The organism is Aeromonas sp. FDAARGOS 1416, from assembly GCF_019048085.1.
GTDB classification, from domain to species: domain Bacteria; phylum Pseudomonadota; class Gammaproteobacteria; order Enterobacterales; family Aeromonadaceae; genus Aeromonas; species Aeromonas veronii.
Genome location: NZ_CP077301.1, coordinates 1,852,566 through 1,877,899 on the forward strand (window position 1 = coordinate 1,852,566; position 25,334 = coordinate 1,877,899).

Sequence of the window (25,334 nt, forward strand, 5' to 3'; positions counted from 1 at the left end):
AGCTTGATCACTGTGCTTGTTCAGCCTTGATTCACCAGCAATACAATTGATAACACTTTTCATTACTCTTACTGCGTTATAAACTTGCTCCCCCCGGGCTGCCCCGCCCGGGTGCTGGAGCCTTTATGACAAGCCTTTCTCTCTCACCCCGACAATTCTGGCAGTGGCTGGCCTATCACCATCAGGCCGCCGAGGGCACCCTCTATCTGATGTTCTTCTCCGGCCTGCTGCTGTGGGAACCGCTGACCCCGTTCTGGTCGCTGGCACGCTGGAATCTGTTTTTCCATGTGATGCTCTCGCTCACCCTGTTCCCGCTGCTGTTTGGCGCCTTCTGGCTCTCCCATCGCAGCTTGTTGAATCGCAGCAACAAACCTTTTTTGCGCACCACGGGGCGGATTATTGAAGCCCTGCTGCTGATCTGTCTGGCCAGCGGCCTGCTGCTGGTACTGCACGGCACCCCGGGCGATGCCATGGGCAACCTCGCCAGCTGGGCCCACTGGTTGAGCGCATTGGCGTTAACTCCTCTGGTGCTGCGCCACGCCTGGCGCTGGACCATCTTGAAATGGCGCTCCTGATCCCATGTTGAAGTCATCGTTCTCTGCATATTTGTCACCCCTGCTGGCCCTCGTCCTGCTGCTGGCCAGCCCCTTCGCGTTGGCCCAGCAGATGGGCGCCGGGATGCTTGCCTATGAGGAGGGAAGCGCCCCGCGCCTCGTCACCGCCAACCTGAACGCAGGCTCGGTCACCCTGCTTGAGCGCGATAGCGGCAAGCGGCTAAAAGAGGTGCCGCTGGGGGGTGATCTGCGCCAGCTTGCCCGTGCCGATGATGGCACCCTGCTGGTCACCGATTACAGCGGCGATCGCCTGCTGCTGCTGGATGATGATCTCGATCTGGAAAAGGCGATCCCCACCGGCCATAGACCCTATGGGGTCATCTTCGATGCCAAGCGGCAGTGGTTCTGGGTCACGCTGTTCGAATCCGCTCGCCTGCAGGCCTATGACACCGCAGGCAACCTACAGCTGGATGCAAAGACCGCCGAGACTCCCCGCGGGCTGGCCTTGACCAACGACGATCGCCTGCTGCTCACCCACGCCATGACAGGCCAGCTCGCCATCTATGATCTCGCCAAGCTTGGCCACGGCGCCAAGGGATCTTCGCTTCCCAAGCCCAAGCTCATTACCCTGGCCGAGACCCATAGCGACACGCCGAGCGACTCGCAGGGATTGCCGCGCCTGCTCGATGGCATCGCCCTCTCCCCCGATGGCAGCGAGGCCTGGCTGCCCCACGTGCTGTGGAGCTTCAGCCACCCCTTCCAGTTTCAAAGCACCGTCTTTCCGGCCGTCTCCATCATCGATCTCGATGAGGAGAAAGAGCGGGTCGATGAAAGAAAGCAGCTCTTTTTGCAGATCAACCTGCCAAGCGTCGGCAACCGCAGCCAGATCGTCTCCAACCCGTTCGCAGCGCGCTTTGCCGCCGATGGCAAGCGGGTCTATCTGACCCTGGCTGGCTCGGAAGATCTGCTGGTGTTTGATCTCTCCCGCAGCGGCAAGTCCAACAACAACCGCCACCGCCGCAAGAAGTTTCAGGGGGGCGCCAAGGCGACCCAGCTCTTGCGTCACCTGCCGGGCCAGAATCCGCGGGATCTGCTGATCGATGGCGACCATATTCTGGTGCACAACGCCATGGGGCAGGATCTTACCCGCCTCAATAGTGGCGGCAGCGGCCCGTTTGCCCGAGTCACGGTCGATGTGCCCCAGTTCGCCAAACTGGTAGAGACGGATCCCCGCCCCGAGCCGCTTCAGCGCGGCGAGCGGCTATTCAACCTTGGTAACACAGCGTCCAACTCACGCTTCCCCATGGCAGGAGACAACTGGATGAGCTGCAACTCCTGCCATCTGGACGGGTTCAATTTCACCAACCGCTATCTGATGGCGGCCCATCGCCAGAAGAGCGGCGACAACGCCATCAACGGCCACGCCAACCTCACCAACATGGTGGCGGGGGATTTTGTCGGCGAATACCTGCGCATGACCCAGCAGACCCAGGGCGGCATGGGGCACGACACCCGCGATGGGGCCGAGGCAGTTGACCCCGCGAGGCCCCAACCGGAAGTGAAAGCGATGATGGAAGAGTTGCACGCCTTCGTCACCGCCGATGGCAACCTCCCCTATCTCGCCAACTGGCTGCGGCTCGATGCCCCGCGCACGGATCCCGCCAGGGCGCCGACTACCCACCCGAAAGAGTGGCTCAACTCCGCCTCCTGCCAGAACTGCCACCAACAGGCGTTCAAGGACTGGAGCGAGAGCAACCATCGGCTGATGGGCAACTCCCACCCCTACTACAAGGTGGTGCAGGCGCTGGCACGCGAAACCGAAGGAGAAGCGTTCGGTCAGTGGTGTCAGGGCTGCCATATGCCCCAGCAGGTGATGACAGGCCAGCTGGATCTGCCCAAGGGCTCCCACATGTTCGAGCAGGGCGGCGCCTCACTGATTGCCGCCCACAAGACGGGTGAACCTGTGGTTGAGGAAGGGACCGGCTGCGTGCTCTGCCATCGCATCACCAAGGTGGAAGATGCGGGCGGCAACAGCGCCTTTACCGTGAATTTGAAAGACCGCGAGAGCTATGTGTTCGAGGATGCCCCGGGCGGCAGCCTCCAGCACTGGCTAGCCGAGCGGCAGATCAACGCCCGTCCGGCGGCCCACAAAGCCTCCTATCAGAAGGATTTCTACCGCGACGCGGCTCTGTGCAAGTCGTGCCACAACGAGTTTGCCCCGGGCAGCGGCGCCAATATCGTCAACACCTGGGACGAGTGGGAAAAATCCAGCTTCGCAAACGCGGAGGATCCCGCCAAGCGGCGCACCTGTATCGACTGCCATATGAACCCGGAGCCGGGCAATGGCGGTGCGCCGGTGGCGGGCCAGTCCACCGAAAACGGCACCATGAAGGCGCGGCTCTATCGCCACAACTTTACTGGCGCCCAGCACCAGCTGGTGGGGCTGCGCAACCCCGACCTTGAACAGGAGAGTCTGGCCCTGCTGCGCTCCAGCGCTACCCTTTCGGCCCGTATCGAACAGGCTGCCGATAGTCAGCGGTTGGTGGTGCGGGTCGCCAATACCGGCGCAGGCCATGCCCTGCCCACCGGGGTGGCCGATTTTCGTGAACTCTGGCTGGAGCTGACCGTCACCGACGCCAGCGGCAAGCTGGTGCTTGCCAGCGGCCAGCCGGTGGATGGTGCAGTCCCCGAAGATGCGCGACTGTTCAGAAAAGTGTTCGGCGATGCCGAGGGCAAGCCGGTGGGGCTCAAGTTCTGGCGCTACGCCAAGCTCTTGGAAGATACCCGCATTCCGGCCGATGGCTGGCGCGATGAAGCCTGGCCGCTACCCGCAGATGCCCAGGGGCCCTTCAAGGCCGATATCAAACTCAATTTCCGCACCTACCCCAAGTGGGTCAATGATGCGGTGCGCGCCGCCGAGCCGAGCTTGCCGGAGCCACCCATAGTGCAGCTAAATCGGTTGCAACTTACCTTGCAGCCTCTCCTCGTCACGCCCGCTACGGAGCCTCAATCCTGATGTTTGCAAGTTTTCTGATTACCCTGCGTGAGGGGCTGGAAGCCTTCCTGCTGGTCGGCATCTGCCTCTCCTACCTCGCCAAGCTGGGGGCGAGCCGCTACAACAAGTTCATCTATCTGGGGGTGGGGCTCGGCCTTATCGCCTCCCTTGTGGTCGCCTTCCTGTTCCAGGTGGTGGTGAGCCAGTTCGAGAGCGAGCGCTACAACCACCTGTTGATGGCGGGGATCCTCATCTTCGCCACTCTGGTGCTCACCTATATGGCGATCTGGATGCAAAAGCAGGCCAAATCCCAGGTGGGGGCCATGACGGCGCGCATCGATGCGGCCATCGATGGCGGCAACCTGTTTGGGCTGGTGCTGCTCGCCTTTCTGGCTGTGATGCGCGAAGGGTTTGAAACCGTGCTCTTCTTCTCCGCCCTGCTCTACTCCGGGCAAGGGGTGGATCTGCAATCCGGCCTGATGGGCGCGCTGGCGGGTCTGCTGGTCTCCATCGCGCTGGTGTGGGGGCTGCTGCGCTCCACCCGCAAGGTGGCGCTGGCCCCCTTCTTCCGCTGGACCGGCCTGCTTATCATCATCATCGCCGCAGGCTTGCTCTCGTCCGCCGTCAACATGTTGCAGGCGGCGGACATCATCACCTTCTGGACCACACCGGTGTTCGACATCAGCCACATTCTCGACGATCAGGGGGTATTTGGTACCTTCCTGCGCGCTCTGTTTGGCTACAATGCCTCACCCGCTGGCTTACAGCTGCTGACCTGGGCCCTCTATCTGGCGATCTTCGTTACCCTCTGGCAGCGCAGCTATCGCCCGCAGGTGAGCGCCGCATCCGGCAAGGGCTGAGCCCGCACGCCCTGTGGCAACAAAGCCACGGGGTAACAACACTATTCGGGAGCCGCGCCTTGGCGCGGTTCCCTTATCTATCAAGCAGTTTCGGAATAGGTCATGAGCGATAACAACAAGAAAAGCATTGCAGTGCTGGGTGCTGGCCCCGCCGGTTTGATGGCGGCCTGGCGCCTGCGCCGCGCCGGTTTTGCAGTCACCCTGTTCGAGCAGGAGCCGGTGGTCGGTGGCATGTGCGCCACCCAGACCTTCAAGGGGCGCGATGGGGAGTATCGCTTCGACTACGGCGGTCACCGCTTTATCACCAAAAACCCCGAGCTGCTCGCCTTTATCGACGAGCTGATGGGGGACGACCTGCTCCACGCCGAGCGCAAGAGCGTGATCCGCTTTGGCGGGCGCACCTATGACTACCCCTTGAACCTGCCCAACCTGCTCAAGACGGCGCCGCTCGCCCTGATGGCCGGTGCGGTGAAAGACTTGCTGCTGTTGCCTTTTGCCAAGAAGCCCACCGATTTTGCCAAGGCAAGCTTTGCCGAGTGGATCCAGAGCCACTTTGGTCGCACCCTCTACCGCCAGTTCTTCGAGGGCTACACCGGCAAACTGTGGGGCATCAACCCAGACAAGCTCTCCGCCGACTGGGCCGGCCAGCGCATCAGCCTGATCGATCTCAAAGACGTGGCCCGCCGCCTGCTGCCAAGACGCAACGGCAGCATTTCGGTGCGCACCTATGCCCGCAAATATCGCTACCCAAAATATGGCTTCGGCCAGATCTTCACCACACTGGGGGAGCGGCTGGTAGCAGAGGGCGTTGAGCTGAAAACCGGTGCCACCATCACCCGCCTTGAGCAGGCCGATGGCCGCATCGAACGGGTTTATTGGAAACAAGATGACGTTGAGCAGAGCGAGAACTTTGATCAGGTGATCTCTACCCTGCCGCTGCCGCTCACCTGCCAGCATCTTGGCTTGCCGTGCGATCTGCACTACCGGTCGCTTCGCTTCGTCAATATGCCGCTTAAAACAGAGAACCTGTCGGACAACACCTGGCAGTATCTCTCCGACCCCCATATTCTGGCCACCCGTTTGCAGGAGCCGCGCCGCCGCAGCCCCTTTATGGCGCCCAAGGGCCAGACCTCGGTGATGCTGGAGATCCCCTGCAATCCGGGGGATGCCACCTGGCAGGCTCCGCTCTCTGATCTGCGCGGTCGGGTTACCGCCGATCTCGCGAGCCTCGGCGTCGATACCGCCAAGCTTGGCGATGAAACTTTTGAAGCGCGTAGCGAATACGCCTATCCGCTGATGGATTTGGGCTATCAGACGCGCCGCAACGAAGCCATCAAGGCGCTGATGCCCATCACAAACCTCATCATGACCGGCCGTCAGGGGACATTTCGCTATATCTTCACCGACACCTCCATGGAGATGGGGATGATGGCTGCCGACATGGTGATCGACGGGGTGGACAGACGTCATGCCATCTTTAACCATCGCAACGAAAATACCGTGATCGAAACCCAGAGCGTGGCCTGATGGCCGCGCCATTGGCATAAGTAAGGAGAACAGGATGACCATCCGCTCGGGTTTACTCGCCCTCACCCTGCTGCTGGCCATGAGTGGGCAGGCGCAGGCTTACTCCTACGCCGCCGCCGGCAAGGAGCCTCTGATCGACGCCCGCGAAGCGCTGCTGGGCGCCGCCACTGACGGCAAGGATGCTAGCGCCACCTTGAGCGAGATTGCCGACGAACTGAGCTATCTGGAACAGCACCACAAGGTGGAGCTGCAAGTGCCGCTGGCCGCCGCCATCAAGGCCCAAGATGCCGCAGCCACCGCCGCCCTGCTCAACCGCGCCTACAAGGCGGAGATCGAGCGCCGCCTCGAAGGGGCCAGCCAGAATCTTGGCGACTACCAGACCGCCAAGGTGCTGGTGGTCAAGAGCAAGCGCTTCCTCGATTTGATCCTCCCCTCCCTCAGTGAAGGGGATCGCAAGGCAGCCGAACAGGCGCTGGCCAAGGTGCTGGATGCCATCGGTAACCCGGGGGTATTCGGGGTGGGCGCCAAGCCCGCCGATGCCGCCGCCTTTAGCGATGCAGAAAAAGCGCTGATGGCCGTGCTGGCGCCGCTTTGATGGCAACCTGCCAATCATTGCGCCACCTCGCTGTGACAAACGGTGGGTTTCGCTGCGCGCTACCCACCCTACGCACGGCCTACCGATAAATGCACCCGGACGACGGTTTGCCCCCTTCTCCCCTTGCGGGAGAAGGGCTGGGGATGAGGGGTAAGGTAATGGCCCGGCGTTGGCCTTCCCCCTGCTCCACCACCATTTGGCTGCTCATTCTGCTGCAACTGGCTTGGCTCGGCTGGCTGCTGGCCTTCCCGGTGGCGCTCGATTCCGATGATGCCCTCAATTTTGCCCACGGGGTGACGCACTTTAGCGTGCTGGAGTTCTCCCCCCACTTTCCGGGCTACCCCGCCTTTATCTGGCTGGCGCGGCTGATCAATCTGGCGGTAGACGATCCGGCCCGGGCGGTGCAGTGGGCAAGCCTCTTGGGTAGCAGTTTGCTGGCGCCCCTCGCCGCCTTGCTGGCGGTCAGACTGTGGCAACGGCCAAGCCTGCTGGCGCCGGTTTGGTTGCTGGTGCTGGCACTGCCGCTCACCCCGGCGCTGGCGCTCTCCGGCCTTTCGGATGGGCCCGCGCTCGCCGCCTGGCTCGGGACGCAGCTGGCCTTGCAGCAGCGCAGATTCGTACTGGCTGGCCTCATGCTTGGCTTCATGCTGGCCCTGCGCCCCTCCTATTTTGTGCTGGCGCTGCTGCCCCTGTGGCTCGGGCTGGCGCAGCATGGCACGCGCGTCAGATTTGTGCTCCCCATCGCGCTGGTGGGGCTTACCAGCCTGCTGTTTGTCTGGCAAGCCGATGGCTGGGCCTACTTCAGCGAGGGGCGCCGCTTTACCGACGGCCACTTTACCCTGTGGGGCAACACGGCGGCAGCCCATGGCGATCGGCTGCTGAGCTGGGCCCGCACCTTCAACGATCAGCTTACCCCGCTCTGGCCCTTGGCTGTCGGGGCGCTGCTGGTACTGCCGCTTTGGCAAAGATCAAAAAACCACCCTGCCGCCCTCTCACCGCTCTGGACGCTCTACTGGCTCGTCCTGCTGCTCTGGACCCTGTTTGGCCAGAATCCCGACAATCCCCGCCATCTGGCGCCCATCACCCTGCTCGGTATCGTGCTGCTGGCAGGCTGGCTGCCGCGCCGTGGCGAGGGGGTGGTCGCGGTGGCCGGATTGCTGCTGATCGGCGTGACCTTCACCCTGCCCCGTCCGCCCGCCATGGTGCAAGCGGCAAAACTGGCAGAAAAAGCGTGTCCGGCGCTGGTGACCCAGTGGGGCGTAAGATTGCTGCGGGAGACCACGGCACTGCCGGTGACGGACGGCTGGTACAAGGGGGATGCGGCGCTGGCGCTCTCTCAGGGAGCCTGCCGCCTCAGTCGCCGCTCCATCGCCGCGAACGAAATGCCCAGCGCGGTGCGCCAGCACTGGTTTGCCCCACGCTTTGCCGCCGAGCCCGGACTCTGGCTCGCCATTCCCTCACTGCAGACACCCCATGGGGAAAGTGACAAGAAACACAGAAAGAACACAAAAAACCACCAAGACAACTAAAAAAGAGGGGAACAACTCGGGTACACTCACTGCGCATCCATAACAGACGAGTCTCCTTATGCGTGTAACCAGAGAGTGGCTGTGGGTTTTGTCGGTGCTGAGCGTGGCCTGTTCCCTCCTGTTGCTGCCATTCTGGCTGCGCGGCGGCAGTCAGGGCCATGATCTGTTTCACCACCTGCTCTCCGGTCACTTCTTTGCCGTGCAACTGTGGCAAGGTGAGCTCTATCCGCGCTGGTTGATGGAGATGAACGGCGCCTTTGGCAGCCCGGTCTTTTTCTTCTATCCCCCCTTGCCCTACTATGTGAGCGCCCTGTTCGCCGGCCCCACCCCACTGGCCCACGAGGCGATGACGCCGCTGCTCTGGAGCAGCAGCGTGGCACTCTGGCTCTCCGGCCTGTTTGCCTATCTCTGGTTGCGCCCCTTTGCCGGCCACGGGCGGGCGCTGTCGGCCAGTCTGCTCTATATGGCGCTGCCCTATCATCTGGCCATCGATATCTACGCCCGCTTTGCCTTGGCGGAGAGCTGGGCCTTCGTCTGGGCACCGCTGGCACTGCTGGCGCAGGATCGCCTCTGCCGCGGCGCCCCCTTTGCGCTACTGCTGCTCGCACTGGCCGTCTCCATGCTGACGCTTTCCCATCTACCAAGCACCCTGCTCATTCTGGGCTTGCTCACCCTGCGCAGCCTGCTGCTGGTCTGGCGCTACAAGGGGAGCACAACGCTTGTCAGTGTCCCTGTCACCGCCTCCCCGCTCATTGACACCCTGCTGGGCCAGCTCTGGGGGTTGGCGATGGCCAGCCTGTTGCTGCTGCCCGCTCTGCTGGATCAGGGGGGGATCTCCATGGAGCAGATGCGCACTGGCATGTTCGAATTTCAGCGCAACTTTCTGGATCGTTTGCCCCAAAGCCGTGATGACTGGCGCTTTCGCGGCCATCTCGCCTGGCTGACGCTGCTCACCCTGGCTCTGCTGCTGGTAGCTTGGGCGGCTGCCCGCGAGCCACGCCATCCCGAGTTGCTGCTCTGGGGGGTCATTGGCACCCTGAGCTTTCTGATGATGCTGCCACCAAGCGAGCCCCTGTGGCGCCTGCTCACTCCGTTGCAACTGGTGCAATTTCCCTGGCGCCTCAATCTGCTGCTGGTCATCGCTACCGTCGCCGTGGTGGCGCTGGGTACCCCCACCTATCGCCCGTGGCAGTGGGTCTGGTGGCTACTGCTTGCCCTCACCCTGCTCTCGCAGGGAATCTATGTACGCGAGGCACCGCTCACCCAGGCTCCCGTAAAGAGTCAGCTTGACGGGGAGTTCGACAGCAAGCGCAGCGCTCGCGAATATCGGCCAAAGCAGGTGCCGCGCGGCATGTTTGCCCCCACCCTGCTGGCCTGGAAAGAGGAATTCCAGCCCGCCATCACCAGCGACCATCAGGGGGTGAATTGGCAGATCCAGCGCTGGCAGCCTCGTCATATCGAATTGACGGTGGATGCCCCGGCGCCCGCCAAACTGATCCTGCACCAGTTTGATTACCCGGGTTGGCAGGCAAGGCTCGACCAGCGCCTGCCGCTGAGCGTCAGCAGTACCCGCAACGGGCTGGTGCAGGTCTGGGTGCCCGCCGGACAACACAGCCTCACCTTTACCCTCACCGCCCGCTGGCCGGAGCGGCTCGGGTACGCCATCTCGTCGCTGGCCTGGCTGCTCTGGCTGGGGGGAGTGATCCGCGCAGCGCGCCCGCATGACCGCAAGCGTGATTCCCAAGGTGGCTGAGCGGCCGAGCACCTCCCCCTTTTGAGGGGGCAGGAACGTCATGCCGAGCGGGGGCAAACCTGATAGACTCGCCCTTCTCCCTTTTTCAACCAAGGTTCACCAGCGGATACCCTATGCCCCAATCGCCAACAGCTCAGGCTGCCGCCCTCTCCCCCCGTTTCCTGTTTATCCTGCTCGGCGCTCTGGCGGGTCTGACCCCGCTGGCGGTGGATATGTATCTGCCCGCTATTCCGGCCATCGCCCGGGATCTGGCCTCCAGCATCGACGGCGCCCAGCTCACCATCAGCGCCTTTTTGGGCGGCTTTGCCATCGGCCAGCTCTTCTACGGCCCGCTGGCCGACAGCTATGGCCGCAAGCCGGTGATCCTGGCGGGGCTGGTGATGTTTGCCATCGCCTCGGTGGGCTGCGCCATGGCGGACTCCCTGCCCGAACTATTGGCCTATCGGATGTTGCAAGCGGCGGGCGGCGCGGCGGGCTCTGTGGTGGTCAATGCCCTGCTGCGCGATCTGTTCGAGAAGGATGCATTTTCTCGCGCCATGTCGTTCGTCATTCTGGTGATGACGCTGGCGCCGCTGGTAGCCCCTGTGGTGGGCGGCTATATCAGTGCCCACGCCGACTGGCGGGTGATCTTCTGGCTGCTGGTGGGGATCAGCCTGCTCATCTGTCTGGTGATGCAGTGGAAAATTCAGGAAACCCTGAAACCGGAGCACCGTCAGCCCCTTAATCTGGGCCAGATCCTCAAGAACTACTGGGGGGTGCTCTCCCATCGCGGCGCCATGGGTTATGTGCTGTGCGGCTCCCTCTCCAGCTCCGGCATGTTCGCTTTCTTAAGCGGCTCCCCTTACGTCTATATCGAGTACTTCAAGGTGCCGACCGAGCACTACGGCTGGCTGTTTGGCCTCAATATCCTGCTGATGATGGTGGTCACCTTCGTTAACAGCCGACTGGTGAAAGGGGTTGGCGCCGAGCGGATGCTGCAATACGGTCTGCTGGTGCTGCCCTGCGCGGGCGCTCTGCTGGTCTACAACGCCTGGAGCCAGACCGGCGGCCTGTGGGGCATCGTCATTCCGGTGGTGCTGTTTGTCGGCCATATCAGTCTGGTGGGCGCCAACGCCATGACCGGCCTGATGGGCCACTTCCCGCAATCTGCGGGCACCGCCTCGGCACTGGCGGGCACCCTGCGCTTTGGCATCGGCGCCCTGGTCGGCATTCTGGTAAACCTCAATCCGCCCCACTCGCCGCTGCCGATGGCCATTGCCATCGCCTGCTGCGGGGTGGGTTCGACTCTGAGTTACTGGCTGCTGACCGGCAAGCGAGGCGATTGATCCCCCCTCCCCCCGCTCAGAAAAACGAAAGAGGCTTCCGTCAACGGAAGCCTCTCTTCGTATTGGCTCGTACTGGCGCCCAGACGTTCAGAACTGGGCACTGTTGAGCCAGAGGTGCGCCCCTATGCTCACCAGATAACCGAGCAAGATGGCAGGCAGCCACTTCAGGTGGCCAAAGAAGGTATACATGCCATGGGCCTGCCCCATCAGGGCAACACCGGCCGCAGAGCCGATGGAGAGCAGGCTGCCGCCCACTCCGGCGGTCAGGGTCACCAGCAGCCACTGCCCCAGCGCCATGTCCGGGTTCATCGACAGCACGGCAAACATCACGGGAATGTTATCCACGATGGCCGACAAGACCCCGATGAAGATGTTGGCCATGGTGGGATCCCCACCGGCATACAGCCAGTGTGATACCAGCTCCAGATACCCCATAAAGCCCAGCCCACCGACACACATCACCACCCCGTAGAAGAAGAGCAGGGTATCCCACTCCGCCTTGGCCACCTTGTTGAACACGTCAAATGGCACCACAGAACCCAGACTGCGCAACCGTACCTCATCACCATTGCGTTCATAGAGCGCACGCTTGCGGGCAAGGGATCGCGGCAGCGACTTGCGCAAATAGAAGCCGAAAAACTGCAGATAACCGAGCCCCAGCATCATGCCCAGTACGGGTGGCAGATGGAGGAAACTGTGGCATAGCACCGCAGTGATGATGGTCAGCAAGAACAGCGCGACGATGCGGCGGGCCCCCCGCTTGAGATCGACCACCTCGTTATCAGCCTCCGGCACATGGCGCGGCACCATCAGGCTCATCAGGATGGCCGGGACCAGAAAATTGAGCAGAGAGGGGATCAGCAGGGTGAAGAACTGGCCAAATTGCACCTTGCCCGCCTGCCACACCATCAGGGTGGTGATATCGCCAAAGGGACTGAACGCCCCTCCGGCGTTGGCGGCGATCACTATGTTGATGCAGGCAAGATTGACAAAACGCCGATCACCGTTGGCCACCTTCAACACTACGGCGCACATCAAGAGCGCAGTGGTCAGGTTGTCTGCCACCGGCGAGATGCAAAATGCCAACCCGCCAGTCAACCAGAACAGGGTGCGCAAGTGAAAGCCGGATCGCACCAGCCAGGCGCGCAGGGCATCGAACAGCCGCCGATCCTCCATGGCGTTGATATAGGTCATCGCCACCAGCAGGAACAGCATCAGCTCGGCATATTCCAGCAGGGTATGGCGAAATGCCTGCTCGGCGACAGGGCTCATCCCCTGCTGTGCATAGGCGATACCGATCAGGATCCAGATCACCCCGGCGGCCACCAGCACGGGTTTGGACTTGCGCAGTTGCAGATACTCTTCAGCCATCACCAGGGCGTAGGCCAACACAAACAATCCGACACAAAAAAGTCCGATTGAGGAGGATGTCAACAGAACAGGGCCACTACTGGCATGGGCAGGAGGGATAAACAGGGACAGCAGCAAAATAACAGGGGTGAGCGCAGACATGGTCTCTTCCTTTTAGAACCGTCTGGCAATGATGCTAGCACCTGGATGAAAAGAAAAATTCATCCAGGTCAATTAACGCTTAATTGGTTTGCTGTCGAAACGCGGGATTATTTCTTGCCGAAACCCGACTGTTTGAGGGTATAGCCTGCGCTGTTTTGCCAGGCATCCAGACCGCTGCGGTTATTGCCCGCCACCAGACTGGCGGCCAGACTCGGACTGTTGAACAGCTGATCGGCGGTAAAGACAAAGCCGCCCTGACTGCGGGGCACTATGACCCCCTTCTCCAGCAGTTCGTGACGCAGCTCGATCACCGCTTCACGCAAAGAGGCGGCATCCTCGCCATTGGCGGTGGAACCGGCCAGCACCATAAAGCCCGGATTTTGCCGCTTGCCCACCGGATAACCGTGGGCCTCGGCCCCCTTGCCGTTGAAGTGGTAGAGCTCGCGCTCCCCCGGCCGGTTGTCGGAGAGTGCCTTTTGCAGGGTCATCAGCTCGTTGTAGATCTCGATGGGGACGACGGCAGCCTGCTTGTTGCCCTTGCTATCGATGATAAAACTGACTTGCTTGTGTAACATCCTTGCTCATCCTGTGACCCATGGAAGCCCCTATTCTAACCACCTCGGGCAAGCGGGATCCAGCGAGGATCCACTGCTCTTTTGCCGCCTTGATCACTAACTGGCACTCTTGATCAACCGTAAGGGGTGTTGATCAATGCTGGCCGTGCTAGCGTACCAAGCATGATGAAAGCCATTGACCATCAAACGGTTATCCCATGCTGACCCTGCGCAACCTCTGCAAGAGCTTCGATAACGGCAGTGAACGACTGCCGCTGTTCCACCATCTCGATCTCGCCCTCCCTGCTGGCGAGATCACCCTGCTGCTGGGCCAAAGCGGCTGCGGCAAGTCGACCTTGCTCAATCTGATCGCCGGGCTGATTGCACCGGATGAAGGGGAGGTCTGGCTGGGGGAGACCCGGATCGACACCCGCTCCCCCGACGAGCGGGCGCGCCTGCGGGGCCGCCATCTCGGCATCGTCTATCAGGATTTCAACCTGCTACCGACCCTGAACGTGGCCGAGAATCTGGCCCTGCCGCTCGCCATCAACGGGCTGCCACCGGATGAGACAAAGATTGACCAGTTGCTGCAGCGGCTCGATATGAGCCACAAGCGCCATGCCTGGCCGGAGCAGCTCTCCGGCGGCCAGCGACAGCGGGTGGCGCTGGCCCGCGCCCTGATCCATCAGCCCCAGTGGCTGCTCGCCGACGAGCCCACCGGCAGCCTCGATGAGCACAATGCCGAACAGGTGATGGCGCTGATGGTGGCGGCAGTACGCGATACCGGCGCAGGCTTGCTGCTGGTGAGCCACAACCCCGCTTATGCTGCGCTGGCAGACAGGGTGCTGCGCCTCGAAGGGGGGCAACTTATCGAGCTCAAGGGGCCCCGTCATGACTAGGCAGCGACTGCGTCTGTCGGGGACTCGCTGATGCTGCCACTCAAAGCGCTGCTGCGCCTCTATCGCAGTCACCCCTGGTTGCTGCTGATGAGTCTGGCCGGGCTGGTATTGGGGGTATCGCTGGTGGTGGCCATCGAGCTGCTCAATCACAGTGCCCGCACCAACTTCGTCGCCGCCCGCAGCCAGCTGGCAGGGGAAGCCAACTACCGGCTGGCCCCTGCTGGCGGGCTGGATGAGCAGCTTTACGTGCAGCTGGTGACCAGCCAGCCCGCCCTCGATGCCATGCCCCAGCTCCATGGCTGGCTCAAGGATGAAGAGGGGCGCAGCTTTCAACTGCTGGGAATGGATCTCTTCAACCCCGGCCCTCTGCGCCAGCTGTTTGGCGCCCGACCCACGAACCAACCCGAGTTCTCCTTAACCCATGCCGACAGCATCTGGCTGGCGGCCCCCGAGGCAGATCGCCTTGGCTGGCAAACGGGCCAGAGCCGCCGCTTTGTACTGGGCGGCAGCGATGGCACCAGCGCCCGAACCCTGACCTTGACGCTGGCGGGCACGTTTGAACCGGGCGCCGTGCCCATGGAGCGACTGCTGATAACCGATATTGGCCTCGCCCAACCCCTGCTGGATAAAGCGGGTCGGCTCGATCGCATCGTCTTCAAGCTAAGCGAATCAGAAGCTCGCACCCTGCAGGCCACCCTGCAAACCGATTACCCGAACCAGCCCTTGTGGCTTGAGCCCATTAGCCCGGCGCTCGATGCCAGCCAGCTTGGCGATGCGCTGGCCCTCAATCTGACGGCGCTCTCATTGCTCGCCATGGCGGTGGGATTGTTTCTGGTGTTCAACGCCCAGCGATTTGTCCAGAGCGTGCGCCGCCCCCAGCTGGCCCAGTTGATCATTCTGGGAATGGGGCAGAGTCGGGTGCTCCGCTGGCTTATCCTGGAGCTACTTATTCTCGCCACCCTCGGCACCCTGCTCGGGGTGCTGCTGGGGAGCCTGTTGGCGCTGGCGCTGATGGGGCAGCTCACCCAGGCGCTAGCCGATCTCTATGGGCCCAACCCCATCGACCTGCTTCGCCTCTCCCCTATGAGCCTGTTCAAGGCGCTGTTGATCGGGCTATTCGGCACGCTGGCTGCCAACCTGCCCGGCTGGTGGCAACTGCTGCGCCAATCCCCCCTCGAACTGCGAGCGGGAAGCAGCCGTCCCCCCGCTCACCCGTGGCGACGGCGCGTGCTGGCCATCGCCATCCTGCTGCTGTGCGCTCTGTGCCTGTGGTTGCCGCAAACCGGTTTGACCGGCGCCCTCTTTATCGCCGGCGGCTGGCTGCTGGCCATGGCGCTCTGGCTACCCGATGCCCTGCGCGGCCTGCTTGGCTGGTTGCGACGGCGCGCGGGCGGCCCCCTCACCGCCCGGCTCGGGGTGGCCGAGACCCTCTATCATCTCGATCGCACCGCCATCGCGGTGATGGCGTTGCAGCTCGCCATCGCGGCGGCCATCGGCATCGGGGTCATGGTGTCGAGTTTTCGCTCCAGCGTGGAGATCTGGCTCGGCCAGCGTCTGGCCGCCGATCTCTATGTCACCGCTCCCAAGGGGGTGGCTGGCAACAAGGGCACCTTGAGCGACACAACCCTTAAGAGCCTGCTCGCCAACCCGCTGGTGAGCGCCGCCTCGCGCCGCTCGGTGCACCCCGCCCGCTGGCAGGGGCAGCCCATCGAGTGGGCGCAGATGGACTTTATCCCCCAGCTTAAAGCGGCCTATCCGCTGCTGGCCGGACGCTGGCCCACCCGTCCCGACGAAGTGCTGGCGAGCGAACCGCTGACGGTGCGCCTCGGGGTCAAGGTGGGCCAGACATTGGCGATCAGCGGCGAGCAGGGGCCAAGGCAGTTCACTGTCACCGGCGTCTATCAGGACTACGGCAGCGACAAGGGGCAGATCCTGCACGCCTTCGAGGCCGGGGCGGTGCAATCCCTCGCCCTCTTTAGCGACGACCCCGAACAACTGGCCGACCGCCTGCGCGAGCGCTTTGGCGAGCAGCTTAATCTGCTCTCCGCCCCCGCCATTCACAGCGCGGCACTCAAGGTGTTTGACCAGACCTTTGTGGTGACCGAGCTATTGAAGTTGCTGATCCTCGGCATCGCCTTTGTCGGCATTGGCTCGGCCTTTATGGTGCTGGGGCTGGCACGCCGTGGCGAGCTGCAGACCTTGCAGAGTCTGGGTTTGAGCCCCCGCCACTGCCGCCAGCTGCTGGTGTGGCAAGGGGCTGGATTGGGGCTGCTCACCGCCCTGCTGGCCCTGCCGGTGGGATATGGCCTCGCCTGGGTGCTGATCGAGGTGGTCAACCCCCGCGCCTTTGGCTGGCGCCTCGCCTTCGAGGCCGCCCCCCTTCATGCGGTCACGGCCCTGTTGCTGGCGCCGGTGTGTGGCGCATTGGCCTCCTGGTATGCGGCAAGGAGAGTGGTATGAAATATCGGTTAGCGCACTGGCTCAGCCATGGCTTGAAGCTCCCATCGACCACGTCCCTTTCTCCGCCCCTTCTTCAGCGCAAAGAAGAGCACTGTGCGGCATTGAACCATCCCCTCTCCCTTCGGGAGAGGGCCAGGGTGAGGGGGATCTTGTCCTCCTTACGGCCCCTGTGGCTCTCCACCCTCTTGATCCCGCTGATTGCCATGATCGACAGCACGCAGGCCAGCGATCTGGGCGCCCTGCTCGGCGGTGGCAACGACAGCTTTAAAAAGGTGCTGCCGGGGCAAACCATCCAGCTGCCGGAGGATCACGCCGCCCACCCCGATTACCGCTCCGAGTGGTGGTATCTCACCGGCAACCTCAAGGATGAACAGGGGCGCAAATATGGCATGCAGTGGACCCTGTTTCGCCAAGGGATCGAACAAGAACTTCGCACCAGCAACCCCTGGCTCACCCCCCAGCTCTGGCTGGCCCAGTTTGCCATCACGGATCTCGACCGTGGCAGCCACCAGCAAGATGAACGGGCCAGTCGGCAAGGACCGGGACTGGCGGGAGCCAGCGGCGGCCAATATTGGCTCAGGGAGTGGCGGCTTGCCTCGCAAGGGGCGGCGCTCTTCCCCGCCACCCTCAAGGTGCAGAGCAAGATTGGCGAGCTGAACCTCACCGTCACTGCCGCCAAGCCGCTGGTGCTGCAAGGCAAGGCCGGTTACAGCGAGAAGAGCCCGGGCAACGCCTCCTTTTACTACTCCTACCCACGCCTGCATTTAAGCGGCACCCTGATCAGCGATGGCGAGACCCGCACCGTCACCGGACAAGGCTGGTTTGATCACGAGTGGAGCAGCACGGTATTGGCGGAGTGGCAATCGGGCTGGGACTGGTTTTCGCTGCAACTGGCTGATGGCCGCGAGCTGATGTTGTTTCGCCTGCGCACCAAACCGGGCCGCGCTAATCCCGAAAACCAGCCAGAAAACCGCTACGGCATTCTCATTGAGCGGGATGGCAGCAGCCGGGTGCTCGCCCCTGACGCGATTCACCTTACGCCGGGCAACACCTGGCGCGGCCCCAAGGGACAAGCGTACCCCGTTGAGTGGCAGCTAAACGCCGCCGGAATGAGCCTCACCATCAAAGCCCGTCAGCCCAATCAGGCCATGACTGGTCGTTTTGACTACTGGGAGGGGGCAGTCTCTGTCTCGGGGGATGCCAAGGGGGTCGGCTATCTGGAGATGACCGGCTATTAAGCCTGCGACCATCGCCGGTTATCCCTTATTCTGACGCTCGCTTAAAAAGCAGGGCGCTATCAAGAACTCATTAAAATCCGACAACCTGGACAGCTTTTTACTCAACACTTTTTACTCAACACTTTTTACTCAACAAGGGAAGTCAGCGTTTGATACCCTGCGGATGAGGTCTCATGGCGTATTTTCGTACAGCACCCATGGCGACAACATTAACCGGTTTGATTCGTTCAATTCATATGCAGCATGCACAAGGATGGCATTTATGTGGCAAGAGATCTGGCAGACCATCGTCTCCGAGTTCACCGATATTCAAGATATCAAGCAGATGACCCAGATTGTATTGCGCCTGCTGGTGGCAGGTCTGCTCGGCGGTCTATTAGGCTACGAACGTGAACAGAAAGGGAAAAGTGCCGAGATCCGCACCCATATGCTGGTCAGTATTGGCGCCGCCCTGTTCGTGCTGATCCCCCAGCAAGCTGGCGCATCAACTGCCGATCTGACCCGGGTGTTGCAGGGGCTCACTGCCGGGGTGGGATTTCTGGGGGCTGGCACCATCATTCTGGGCACCCGACAAACAGAAACCAAGGGGCTGACCACGGCCGCCGGTATCTGGGTTACCGCCGCCATCGGTATTGCCGCGGGTATGGGCCGAGAGTCCACCGCGGTGCTCGCCACCCTGATCGCGCTGTTTATTCTGACCATCGTGCCTTGGCTGCTGGGGATCAAAAAAGAGGGCCGTGAGTAATCCTCCCCCCCACTGACTGCGGCCCTCTGCAGATACCGGCCACCCGAGTGGTCGGTCTGCTCGATGACCCGAAACCCATAGCCCTTATAACAGGGCATCACAGTGATATTGCCCCGCCATTCCAGTCACTTGGCGCTAGTAGCCAAGGATGCCTTATCTGTTTATTTATTAAACTCCCCTCGCCCACTCAACCCACAGCCAACTTGGCTCAAGGCTGATCCTCGTCAAAAAACCTTTCAAAATCCGAGCGATAAATAACTTTTCACTCACTTAAATTAGTCACTGTTTGATATCTTACCCATGCGGCACCCGCAGCCCCAAAAGCAGCCGAGGTAAGCCGATGATTGATCAACATCCAATCTGTTTAAAAGCAGCACTAGGGGAGCAGCAACTCCGTGCGGTAAGGATTCATTTGATGGAAAACTTATTACTAATAACAGTTGGATAATGTTAAGTAATGATTTAGGGGCTGAATATGAATACTAAGGAGAAAATAAAACTTTACATTCTTTCACTTATGTTTTTATTTGTCATGGTAATTTTCCTTTCCATTAATATAAATCCGCCATCTTCGGATAGTGACCTAAAACATAATATTATTATATATTATGCCTTATCAAATTGGCTTCCTATATTAATGCTGGCTCTCATTGCATACTGCGAGTTCTTAAGACGTGAATTCGACTTTGAGCTTAATGGAAGTGCTAGCGACAGTTTATTGGTCATTGATTGTAAAAGTGAAAATTATGAACATTTAAGCTTTTTAGCGACATATATTGTTCCGTTTGCAGGACTAAACTTTGACTCCCCATTAAAGTTGCTTGCATATTTATTTTTATTGATTGTAATTGGCATCATCTTTGTCAGAACAGATAAATATTATACAAATCCTACGCTATCTATTTATGGATATAAATTATACAGGGCCACGTTAGCAGATCATGTCAGCCATTACCATTCCGTAATTGTATTAACAAAACATGACTTAAGAAAAGGGCAGAACATTGCCTATAAATTTATCTCAGAAGATGTTTGCTTTGCTAGGAAAATAAATAATGACTAGAGATGATATTAAAAATGACATGAAGAGCATTCTAGACACATGCTCAGGGATTAAAGTTTTCTTTATTGATGATGACAATAATGAACTCTATGATTCTGATATTGAAAGTGATGGCTTGGATGAGTTTATGGTTAGTTTTGTCAGTGACCTGAAAAACAAATTCACTGATAACGAAAAATTCTCAATTCCAAATTTATCTAATGCCGACGAAAGAAAGCATGCGCTTTACTATTTTGATTTTGATGACCAAATTCATGAGTTTAAGTATTTAGATAAAGTCAACGAGATGCAAGCCAATAAGATAATTGGCAAGTACCAAGTTAGAAGCAAAGGTCTGTCAAGTATTAAAGCTGTTGTCATAAGACTTAAAGGAAGTGATGGGAAAGTAATCTCATTTTATCAGTACATACATAGAACATCTCTATGGACTTCGGGGAAAGGAGTTTTCTTTACAACTCATAAGACTCGCGTCGTAAAAATGACAGATGATGTTTTGAGACTAAATAACAACTTTATCTTTGCCAAAATTGGACAGAACTATTTAATTAATAATGTTAGAGCATTTGAGAAAGAGTTAGGATTTGACAAAATCATCCATGCCAAGGCAGCCCAATACTGCACAAGTATTGAATCGCGCGGCCTTGTCGAAAATCTAGAAAAGTTTAACAAACAGATTAACAAGGAAATTAATTTCGCCAGGAAATTTGTCAAGGTCTTTAAAAACTCAGCTGTGATAGAACAAGATTTATCTAATGAAGAAATTATCTCATTTGCCATGAGCAAGCCCTTCTATGAAGGGAAGCTAAAATTAACAGAAGATGGTAGTCAATTTGACTTGAATAGCATATCACGCTGTTCTAATTTTCTGCAGCTATTGGATGATGAGTTTTTGAAATCAGAACTAACAGGCATGAACTACATTGCTAGAGCAAAAGATAGAGCTAGCACCTAGTTTGTCCTGCATACATAGCATTAAAATAAGTCCCTAACAGACTTTTCTGTCAGGGGCTTATTTTGTAGGGGAAATGCAGCGATAAGCCATACAAGTGCTCGGCAATTACGGGTTAGCAACACCAACTTGGCGAGTAATAAAATCCAAGGTAGTACGATTAAACTGCTCCGGCTGCTCCACATTGCAGACATGGCCGCACTGCTGGATCACCGCCAGCGAGGAGCTGGCATCGCGGGCCACCTGTTCGCGCACCGGTGCCAGAAACATATGATCCTCCTCCCCCATCACATAGAGGGTGGGAATGGGCAGGGAGCGTTCGCGGAAGTAGCGCATCAGCGGATTGACCTCGGTGGCGAGTCGGAACCAGCGTTTGAACTCCTTCTGGCAGAGCTTGCGGGCCTCGCGCACAAAAAGGTTGCGCGACTCCTGATGGTGCTGGCGCGGCATGATGATGAAGGCAAACAGCCGGTACAGCCACATATAGGGCAGGAAGTGCTGGCCGAGTCGGCCCAGCTGCACCAGCACCCGCGAGCGGATATCGAGCCGCAAAATGGCGCCCCCCAGTACCATGCTCTTGACCCGCTCCGGGCAGAGCTCGGCCAGATGGCGAATAAGGATGGTACCAAGGGAGATGCCGACGAAGTGGGCGCGGCGGATATCGAGATGATCGAGCAGCCGAACGATATCTTCGGTCACTTCCCGAAAGCTGTAGTGGCCCTTGACCACCTGTTGCAGTTGGTGGGACTGGCCGTGGCCGCGCAAGTCCAGCAACAGCACGTTGAAGTGCTCGCGATAGGCGCGCAGCTGCTTGAACCAGATGGAGGAGCTGCCACCGGCGCCGTGGACAAACACCACCCAATCCCGCTCGGGACCCAGTTCGAAAGTCTTGTGATACAACATCCAATAGGCTCCCTTGGTGATGGGGGGTATACTCGGCTGCGCGCATATTAACAGAACAGCCCCGCCGATAGATATGCGCCTGACATGACCCGGATCACCCCTTGCGCGAGAACTTTCCATGGATTTGACCCGTTTGCGCCACTTTCTGCTGACCCTGCCGGGCGCCACCGAAGATACCCCATTTGGCCCGGAGATCCTGGTCTACCGCATCGCGGGGAAGATGTTCGCGCTGGTGGATTGGCAGGCCGAGCCGCTTACCATCAACCTCAAATGCGAGCCCGAATTGGCGTTGCTGCTGCGCGAGATCCACCCCGAGGTCAAACCGGGCTGGCATATGAACAAGCAACACTGGAACACAGTGACCCTGAACAGCACCTTGCCAGATGATCTGTGGCAAGGCTGGGTGCACCACTCCTATGAGCGGGTTGTCGCGGGTCTGCCCAAAGCCAAACGGCCACAGGCGCCGCGTCCCCTCTCCCCCACTGACGGCCCAACCTTATGACGCCAGCACTTAATCCAGCACTTTGCATTGTCCCCCTTGGCGAGGCACATATCCCCGCTCTCGTGAGCCTGTTTGAGCAGGCGGTGCGACGCAGCGGCCCCGAGCTCTACAGCGCCGAACAGGTGGAGCAGTGGGCCCTCGGTTCACAACATCCGGGCTTTGTCAGCCAGCTGCGCGAGCACCACGGCTGGGTAGTAGAGCAGGCAAATGTGCCCCTCGGGTTTGTCACCCTGAGCCCCGATGGCCACCTCAGCCTGCTCTATGTGAGCGCCGACCATCAGCGCCAGGGACTGGGCAATCTGCTGCTCACCACGGCGCTCGCGGGGGCCCGAGGGCTCGGTATGACCCTCATCACCACCGAGGCCAGCGCCTTCAGTTATGAGCTATTTTTACGACATGGCTTTACGTTGACCGGGCTGGAGTGCGTGGAGCGGGGCGGAGTCAGTTTTACTCGCCATCGCCTGCACTGCTGCTTGCCAAGCTAGGGCAAGCCACTAAAATACGCTTAATTTTCGTATTGTTACTGTATTGAGGCAGCAACCATGGTGGTAGAAAGTGAAGGCTATATCTCGCTGATCGAGTATCTGGTGGAGAGTTTGGGATTGTTTGAATCCCAACAGCAGAACGATGGTGAAGAGACCATCGAAGATCTGGTCAGTGGCCGAGTTGCCAGCAACCTGATGGCCATTTGCGAGCAAAACCCCCAGCTCGATCCCAAGGTGCGTTTCGCCATTATGCAGGAGGCCGACGCCGTGGTCGCCGACCTGGAAGAGGTGCTCTCCGCCGTCTGGCTGCGCGCCCCGACCCCGGAACAGAAAACCTTCCTCATCGAGTTTATCGATCTCATCAAGAACCTGTTCGACAGCGCCATCGGCTGATCTGCCGTCCGGTTTTCCCGCCCAACGCAAGATTTCAGAACAGCAGATAAGGAAAAGGGCCGCCTTGGTGGGCAGCCCTGCTTGCTATCATTTTCAACCCGCCAGTGCGTTCATTCATCAGGCGGTTATCAAGGCAAGAAATGTGTCTGGACTTTGCATCCGATCCCTGGACGCTACCTAGTTAGTCCCGACTGGTCGCAATAAGTTCCCTCCTCCGACCATTTATTTTCACTTTTATTAAGAAATCGACTACAAACCTGTTCAGCGGTTCAGGCTGGGTGGCAAACAGACTCCGATGCCACCCAATCCGCAGTAACCATCTGGGTTTTTCTCCAGATATTGCTGATGGTAATCCTCGGCGTAGTAGAAGGGCGCCAGCGGCAGAATGCGGGTAGTGATGGCACGGCTGTCACCGCTTGCCGCCATCGCCTGCTGGTAGGCCGCCATGCTCTGCTGGGCAATGATCTGCTGGCTCTCGTCGCCATAGAAGATCACCGAGCGATACTGGGTGCCGATGTCCCCGCCCTGACGCATCCCCTGCGCCGGATCGTGCTGCTCCCAGAACAGTCTGAGCAGATCGCCGTAGCTGATCACCGCCGGATCAAACACCACCTGCACCGTCTCGGCATGGCCGGTCAGACCGCTGCACACCTCTTTGTAGGTGGGATTCTGGGTCACGCCGCCCTGATAACCGGCCGCGGTGGAGTAGACGCCCGGCTGCTGCCAGAACAGGCGCTCCACGCCCCAGAAACAGCCCATGCCAAACCAGGCGATCGCCATGTTCTCGGGCCAAGGCCCCTGAGTGGGGTTGCTATTCACCGCATGCTGCTGACCAATCACCATCGCTTCGCGTCGTCCCGGCAGGGCATCTGCCGGTGAAATAATCTGTTCCATGAATTCTGTCCTTGTATAAAACCCTGTGAAATCACACAGCTGACGAAAAGGAGCATCGAAGATAGCAGTTTATCGCGCCGGATCAACCGGCGGGCCCTCATCGCTCACTCCGGCGGCCATCTGCACCGTCCGTCACTCTTTCCCGATCCGCACGGCCAAGCCGCCCCTCGTAGACCAGAAACGACCAAAATCAATATTTAGTCTTGATTTGTGAATTAATTTTCATATATTGAGCCAATCGCTGTTTTTTTATGGAAGAAATATCAAGTGCGTGAACGCGAACCCAGTCTGGTCAATGCCTTCCGGCAATCCACCCCCTATGTCAATGTGCATCGGGGTGCCACCTTTGTGCTGATGATGGGGGGAGAAGCCATCTGCCACCCCAACTTCGCCAATATCGTCAGCGATATCGCTCTGCTGCAGACTCTGGGCATACGCCTGGTGCTGGTGTTTGGTTCACGTCCGCAAAACGATGAGGCGCTGGCCCGCGCCGGTATCGAGGCCCAGTACCACAAGCGGATCCGGGTCACCGATGACGAGAGCTTCACCATCATCAAGCAGGTGTGTGGCGGCCTGCAATACGACATCACCGCCCAGCTCTCCATGGGGCTCGCCAACACACCCATGCAGGGGGCGCGGATCAGCGTGGTGAGCGGCAACTTCGTCACCGCCCAGCCGCTGGGGGTGGATGATGGCATCGACTTTTGCCACAGCGGCCGGGTGCGCCGCATCGACGTGGAGGGGATCACCCGCCAGCTCGATCAGAAAAGTCTGGTGCTTATCTCCCCCATCGGCTGTTCGGTCACCGGCGAGAGCTTTAACCTGAGCTCCGAAGAGGTGGCCCGCCGGGTGGCGGTCGATCTCAAGGCGGACAAACTCATCTGCTTTAGCAGCACCCAGGGGGTGATGGACAGACGCGGCGAAGCCATCTCCGAGCTCTTCCCCGAGCAGGCCGAAGAGCTGCTGGTGGAGCTGGAGCAGGCGGGCGAAGAGATGTCTGGCACCGCCCGCTACCTACGTGCGGCCATTGCCTCCTGCCGTGGCGGGGTGCCCCGCTCCCATCTGGTGAGCTATCAGGATGATGGCGCCATGCTGCAGGAGCTGTTCAGTCGCGACGGCCTCGGCACCCAAATCGTGCGGGAAAGTGCCGAGCAGGCCCGCGCCGCCACCATCGAGGATATCGGCGGCATTCTGGATCTCATTCGCCCGCTGGAGGAGGAAGGCATTCTGGTGCGCCGCTCCCGCGAACAACTGGAGATGGAGATCGACAAGTTCACCATCATCGAGCGCGATGGCCTCATCATCGGCTGCGCGGCCCTCTACTGCTTCATGGAAGAGGCGATGGCGGAGATGGCCTGCGTCGCCATTCACCCCGACTATCGCAACTCCAACCGGGGGGATCAGCTGGTGGCCAAGGTGGCCGAGCGGGCCAAGCGGCTCGGCATTCGCCGCCTGTTCGTACTCACCACCCGCTCCATCCACTGGTTCCGGGAGCGGGGCTTTGATCCTCTGGAAGTGGAAGATCTGCCGGTGGCGCGCCAGCGTCTCTACAACTGGCAGCGCCGTTCCAAGGTTTTGTCAAAGAGCATTGCCTAAGTC

General features: G+C 59.7%; 22 protein-coding genes. 18 read left to right on the forward strand and 4 right to left on the reverse strand.

Features of this window, described 5'->3' with window-relative positions; all coding sequences use genetic code 11:
- Nucleotides 1-125 precede the first annotated feature (125 nt).
- The 8 genes from I6L46_RS08195 (at nucleotide 126) to I6L46_RS08230 (ending at nucleotide 11,138) form a co-directional block, all read left to right on the forward strand.
- Complete coding sequence (locus I6L46_RS08195; protein ID WP_182962855.1) at nucleotides 126-575, forward strand: hypothetical protein; 450 nt, start codon at nucleotides 126-128, stop codon at nucleotides 573-575.
- Between the two features lie 4 nt (nucleotides 576-579).
- Nucleotides 580-3,570: a YncE family protein gene (locus I6L46_RS08200; protein ID WP_216977847.1), complete on the forward strand. Its 2,991-nt coding sequence runs from the start codon at nucleotides 580-582 to the stop codon at nucleotides 3,568-3,570.
- A complete protein-coding gene (locus I6L46_RS08205) occupies nucleotides 3,570-4,409 on the forward strand; it encodes an FTR1 family protein (RefSeq protein ID WP_216977848.1) in 840 nt (279 codons plus the stop codon). The genes I6L46_RS08200 and I6L46_RS08205 overlap by 1 nt, the downstream gene beginning before the upstream one ends.
- A gap of 102 nt (nucleotides 4,410-4,511) precedes the next feature.
- The gene (locus tag I6L46_RS08210) at nucleotides 4,512-5,936 is read left to right on the forward strand and encodes an NAD(P)/FAD-dependent oxidoreductase (RefSeq protein ID WP_216977849.1); all 1,425 of its coding nucleotides are present in this window, start codon (nucleotides 4,512-4,514) and stop codon (nucleotides 5,934-5,936) included.
- Between the two features lie 34 nt (nucleotides 5,937-5,970).
- A complete protein-coding gene (locus I6L46_RS08215) occupies nucleotides 5,971-6,531 on the forward strand; it encodes a hypothetical protein (RefSeq protein ID WP_216977850.1) in 561 nt (186 codons plus the stop codon).
- 158 nt (nucleotides 6,532-6,689) lie between these two features.
- Nucleotides 6,690-8,060, forward strand: coding sequence for a hypothetical protein (locus I6L46_RS08220; protein ID WP_216977851.1), 1,371 nt, complete (start codon nucleotides 6,690-6,692; stop codon nucleotides 8,058-8,060).
- A 58-nt stretch (nucleotides 8,061-8,118) separates the two neighbouring features.
- Nucleotides 8,119-9,813 carry a hypothetical protein gene (locus I6L46_RS08225; protein ID WP_216977852.1) on the forward strand — a complete coding sequence of 565 codons (1,695 nt, stop codon included), beginning with the start codon at nucleotides 8,119-8,121 and terminating at the stop codon, nucleotides 9,811-9,813.
- Nucleotides 9,814-9,926: 113 nt separating this feature from the next.
- Nucleotides 9,927-11,138 (forward strand): Bcr/CflA family multidrug efflux MFS transporter, encoded by a 1,212-nt coding sequence (locus I6L46_RS08230; protein ID WP_216977853.1) that lies wholly within the window; start codon nucleotides 9,927-9,929, stop codon nucleotides 11,136-11,138.
- Between the two features lie 87 nt (nucleotides 11,139-11,225).
- Here the strand turns inward: I6L46_RS08230 and nhaD are convergent, their stop codons facing one another.
- Both nhaD and I6L46_RS08240 read right to left on the reverse strand, forming a co-directional pair.
- Nucleotides 11,226-12,650 (reverse strand): sodium:proton antiporter NhaD, encoded by a 1,425-nt coding sequence (nhaD, locus tag I6L46_RS08235; RefSeq protein ID WP_042055656.1) that lies wholly within the window; start codon nucleotides 12,648-12,650, stop codon nucleotides 11,226-11,228.
- A 107-nt stretch (nucleotides 12,651-12,757) separates the two neighbouring features.
- Nucleotides 12,758-13,225, reverse strand: a complete 468-nt coding sequence (locus tag I6L46_RS08240; protein WP_005333716.1) for a DUF4357 domain-containing protein — start codon at nucleotides 13,223-13,225, stop codon at nucleotides 12,758-12,760.
- Nucleotides 13,226-13,422: 197 nt separating this feature from the next.
- Here I6L46_RS08240 and I6L46_RS08245 point away from each other — a divergent pair, with 197 nt between their 5' ends.
- The 6 genes from I6L46_RS08245 (at nucleotide 13,423) to kwaB (ending at nucleotide 20,561) form a co-directional block, all read left to right on the forward strand.
- A complete protein-coding gene (locus I6L46_RS08245) occupies nucleotides 13,423-14,103 on the forward strand; it encodes an ABC transporter ATP-binding protein (protein WP_216977854.1) in 681 nt (226 codons plus the stop codon).
- A 30-nt stretch (nucleotides 14,104-14,133) separates the two neighbouring features.
- Nucleotides 14,134-16,563: an FtsX-like permease family protein gene (locus tag I6L46_RS08250; RefSeq protein ID WP_216977855.1), complete on the forward strand. Its 2,430-nt coding sequence runs from the start codon at nucleotides 14,134-14,136 to the stop codon at nucleotides 16,561-16,563.
- A 185-nt stretch (nucleotides 16,564-16,748) separates the two neighbouring features.
- Nucleotides 16,749-17,801 (forward strand): lipocalin-like domain-containing protein, encoded by a 1,053-nt coding sequence (locus I6L46_RS08255; RefSeq protein ID WP_216978030.1) that lies wholly within the window; start codon nucleotides 16,749-16,751, stop codon nucleotides 17,799-17,801.
- 262 nt (nucleotides 17,802-18,063) lie between these two features.
- A complete protein-coding gene (locus I6L46_RS08260; RefSeq protein ID WP_254203143.1) occupies nucleotides 18,064-18,546 on the forward strand; it encodes an MgtC/SapB family protein in 483 nt (160 codons plus the stop codon).
- 475 nt (nucleotides 18,547-19,021) lie between these two features.
- Nucleotides 19,022-19,609, forward strand: a complete 588-nt coding sequence (gene kwaA / locus I6L46_RS08265; protein WP_216977857.1) for an anti-phage protein KwaA — start codon at nucleotides 19,022-19,024, stop codon at nucleotides 19,607-19,609.
- The gene (kwaB, locus tag I6L46_RS08270; RefSeq protein ID WP_216977858.1) at nucleotides 19,602-20,561 is read left to right on the forward strand and encodes an anti-phage protein KwaB; all 960 of its coding nucleotides are present in this window, start codon (nucleotides 19,602-19,604) and stop codon (nucleotides 20,559-20,561) included. Before kwaA ends, kwaB begins: the two co-directional genes overlap by 8 nt.
- Nucleotides 20,562-20,666: 105 nt before the next feature.
- Here the strand turns inward: kwaB and I6L46_RS08275 are convergent, their stop codons facing one another.
- On the reverse strand, nucleotides 20,667-21,461 hold the full coding sequence (locus I6L46_RS08275) for an alpha/beta fold hydrolase (protein WP_216977859.1): 795 nt from the start codon (nucleotides 21,459-21,461) through the stop codon (nucleotides 20,667-20,669).
- Nucleotides 21,462-21,579: 118 nt separating this feature from the next.
- Between I6L46_RS08275 and I6L46_RS08280 the strand changes: the two genes are divergently transcribed.
- The 3 genes from I6L46_RS08280 to I6L46_RS08290 are packed head-to-tail and all read left to right on the forward strand — an operon-like array spanning nucleotide 21,580 to nucleotide 22,841.
- Entirely contained in the window at nucleotides 21,580-21,963 is a 384-nt protein-coding gene (locus I6L46_RS08280) for an MmcQ/YjbR family DNA-binding protein (protein WP_123173264.1), read from the forward strand.
- A complete protein-coding gene (locus I6L46_RS08285; RefSeq protein ID WP_216977860.1) occupies nucleotides 21,960-22,448 on the forward strand; it encodes a GNAT family N-acetyltransferase in 489 nt (162 codons plus the stop codon). Before I6L46_RS08280 ends, I6L46_RS08285 begins: the two co-directional genes overlap by 4 nt.
- 57 nt (nucleotides 22,449-22,505) lie before the next feature.
- A complete protein-coding gene (locus I6L46_RS08290; protein ID WP_005333735.1) occupies nucleotides 22,506-22,841 on the forward strand; it encodes a DUF3802 family protein in 336 nt (111 codons plus the stop codon).
- 261 nt (nucleotides 22,842-23,102) lie between these two features.
- On the opposite strand, the gene msrA is transcribed toward I6L46_RS08290, so the two are convergent.
- Nucleotides 23,103-23,735: a peptide-methionine (S)-S-oxide reductase MsrA gene (msrA, locus tag I6L46_RS08295; protein ID WP_216977861.1), complete on the reverse strand. Its 633-nt coding sequence runs from the start codon at nucleotides 23,733-23,735 to the stop codon at nucleotides 23,103-23,105.
- Nucleotides 23,736-24,002: 267 nt separating this feature from the next.
- Between msrA and argA the strand changes: the two genes are divergently transcribed.
- Nucleotides 24,003-25,331, forward strand: a complete 1,329-nt coding sequence (gene argA, locus I6L46_RS08300; protein ID WP_139739920.1) for an amino-acid N-acetyltransferase — start codon at nucleotides 24,003-24,005, stop codon at nucleotides 25,329-25,331.
- The last annotated feature ends 3 nt before the right edge of the window (nucleotides 25,332-25,334 follow it).